A 3,329-nucleotide genomic window follows, 5' to 3' on the forward strand; every position below is an offset into this window, starting at 1 on the left:
TATGTATCGGAGGAGCTCCTTTGGCTATAGGGTATATGAATGATGAAAAACTGACCCGTGAAAAATTTATTGACAATCCATTTATAGAAGGTCAAAGAATTTACAAAACCGGTGATTTGGTAAGATGGCGACCAGATGGTGATATTGAATATTTGGGACGAATGGACAATCAGGTAAAAATTCGAGGGTTTCGAATTGAGTTGGGTGAGATCGAGAATCAGTTAGCAAGTTTCGAACAAATAGGAGAGGTTGTGGTTACCACTTTGGAGAAAGATAATGATACCTTTTTGGTGGCGTATTATGTCTCGGATTCAGAGGTTTCAGTAAGCGAGTTAAGAAGTTATTTACTCAACAGGCTTACAGACTATATGGTGCCTCATTTCTTTGTTCATTTAACAAGTTTTCCATTAACTATTAACGGCAAACTGGACCGTAAAGCATTACCTGATCCGGAACTAACAATAGGGGAGGATTATGTAGGTGCTTCCAATCCAACCGAAGAGAAGTTGCTTGAATTTTGGGCCGAGGTATTACAATTAAACAAGAAAAATATTAGTGTTACCAAGAGTTTTTTTGAGATGGGAGGCCATTCTTTAAGAGCCATGATTTTGATCAATAAAATAAATAAAGAATTTAAAAAAGAAATGCCACTCACCATATTATTTCAAATAAGCACTGTACGTGATCTGGCTTCATTCCTATTAGTGACTCAAAAGAACGAAGCCAACCTTATTATTGGTGGTGACAACGAAGAATTTTCTTTTTAGTTTCTTCGGCTACACAATTTCTAACAATCAAATTTTAATATATGAATGCATTAGAACTCTTTACCTCCCTTATTAATCTAGGAGTAAAACTTTATGTTGATGATAACAAACTAAAAGTTAAAGCCCCGCCTGGAATTATAACTCTCGAGCTTCAGCATTTAATAAAGGAAAACAAGAAGACTCTTATTACATTTCTCCAGGGCTTTGAGATTGAAGTTGCTCCAGTAAAAGATTATTATGCTACATCATCAGCTCAGAAAAGACTGTACTTTTTAAACCAGTTCAATCCGGAGTCATTGGCTTATAATATGCCGCAGTTTGTAAAACTGCACGGTGAGGTGGATATAGAGAAAATGGAAAGCGTTTTTAAAAAGTTAATTGATCATCATGAAAGTTTTAGAACTTCTTTTCAAATCATTGATGGACAATTGGTTCAGATAATTTTGGAAGAGGTTGATTTTACCCTTGATTATTTTGAAGCTGAACCTACAGAAGCTCAACCGATTGTTGATGATTTTATAAAAGCTTTTGATTTGATGCATCCCCCACTGTTGCGTGTTGGTCTTATAAAAACAGGGCAGCAAGAATATATTTTAATGGTAGATATGCATCATATTATCTCAGATGGAACTTCACAGGGGAATCTAATAAAGGATTTTATGGTCTTGTATGGCGGAGAAGAACTTTCGAGGATACGATTGCAATACAAAGATTTTGCTGAATGGCAGCAAGGAGAAGACTATCAGACCGGTTTAGCCAATCAGCGACAATTCTGGCTCGATCAGTTTTCCGATGAAATAACCGTTTTGGAATTACCTTATGATTTTCCCAGGCCAAAAGTAAAGAGTTTTGAAGGAGACAGGGTTGAATTTTCAATTGGAAAAGAAGACACAGTCCAATTAAGAAGGATCACCAAACAGCATGGCGGGACTATGTTTATGACCCTATTGGCTATCTTCAATATTCTTTTGAGTAAGCTGGGCAATCAGGAAGATATCATTATTGGAATTCCTACAGCCGGTAGGGAAAATGCAGATTTGCAAGAAATTATCGGTGTTTTTATCAATACATTGGCTCTTCGAAACTATCCCAAAGGCTCACTTAATTTTACTGAATTCTTATTGGAAGTTCAAGCCAACACTCTTGGCTGTCTTGAAAACCAGTCGTATCAGTACGAAGACCTTATAGAAAGCTTGCAAATACAAAGAGATACAAGCCGTAATCCTTTGTTCGATATTCTGTTTTCCTTTGAAAATTTTGAGGAAATAGATTTGGAAATGCCTGGTTTAAGACTTGAAGCTTATGAAGAAGAACAAGTGATTGCAAAGTTTGATCTTACCTTAACAGCCACAGAGTTAATGGATGAGATCTTATTAACCTTGAACTTCTCAACCGAAATTTTTGAAAAATCAAGTATTAGCAAATTTGTTTCCTATTTCAAGCATATTGTTAGAGAGGTGTGCGATGATCCAACTCAAAAGATTTCGGAAATAAATATATTATCGGAAGCAGAAAAAAACAAACTTTTATTTGACTTCAATGATACTGTAGCAGCCTACCCGGATAAGAAGAGTATTATTGACATTTTTGAAGAGCAAGTCTCGAAAACACCGCAACATATTGCTTTGGTTCATAATGAATTGGAACTAACGTATGAGGAATTAAATAATCGAGCAAATCAACTGGCAGGTTTTCTGATTGATAATGGCATTGAAGAAGGCACAGTTATAGGGCTAATGCTTGCACGTTCTATGGATATGATTGTTGGGATTCTGGGGATATTAAAAGCTTCGGCTATTTATTTACCATTAGACAAAGAACAACCTAAAGACAGAATTGAATATATCCTCAGAGACAGTAATGCTAAAGTATTACTAACGGAGGAAGATTATTCTTTTGATGGAGTCAAGAACTTTTCGATGGCTGAGATGCAGGATTCTGATACAACATCTTTTACATTTAGAAAGACGACTTCTAAAGCTCCGGCATATATTATCTATACCTCAGGTTCAACAGGTCGTCCTAAGGGAGTGATTGTAAAGCATCAAAGTGTTGTAAACTTAATTTATTCTCAAAAACGTTTGTTTAATATAGATGAGACCGAGCGTATTTTGCAGTTCTCAACTCATGTTTTTGATGCTTCCATCGAACAAATTTTGTTGGCTCTTTTTAGTGGTGCAGCCTTAGTGATTATTGATAAAGAAGTACTTACCAGTAACTCTATGTTGGCACGGTATCTAGTAGATCAACAGATTACACACTTTGATGCAACTCCATCTTATTTGGAAGGAATAGAATTTGAGGGTGAAAACAGTTTGAGAAGAATCGTGTCAGGTGGAGAAGAATGCAAGGCATCTCTGGTAGGTAAGTTTGTTGACCGGTATGATTTTTATAATGCATATGGACCAACAGAAAATACCGTAACCTCTTTAGTAAAATACTTTCCAAAAGGAAGTATAATTGAGGATGGACCGGTGCCAATAGGTCGCCCTATCAATAATACTTTTGTTTACATTCTTGGAAAACATGGAGAACTGCTTCCACAAGGTAGTATTGGTGAGT

Annotated in this window: 2 protein-coding genes; both read left to right on the forward strand. The window is 36.1% G+C overall.

Features of this window, described 5'->3' with window-relative positions:
- On the forward strand, positions 1-767 hold a 767-nt coding region (locus tag ACRBG0_RS26850), incomplete at its 5' end, for a non-ribosomal peptide synthetase (protein WP_431489913.1).
- Between the two features lie 41 nt (positions 768-808).
- Positions 809-3,329: condensation domain-containing protein (locus ACRBG0_RS26855; RefSeq protein WP_431489914.1), on the forward strand; the 2,521-nt coding region annotated here is incomplete at its 3' end.

Origin of the sequence: Lewinella sp. (assembly GCF_050633125.1) — a bacterium.
GTDB lineage: Bacteria > Bacteroidota > Bacteroidia > Chitinophagales > Saprospiraceae > Lewinella.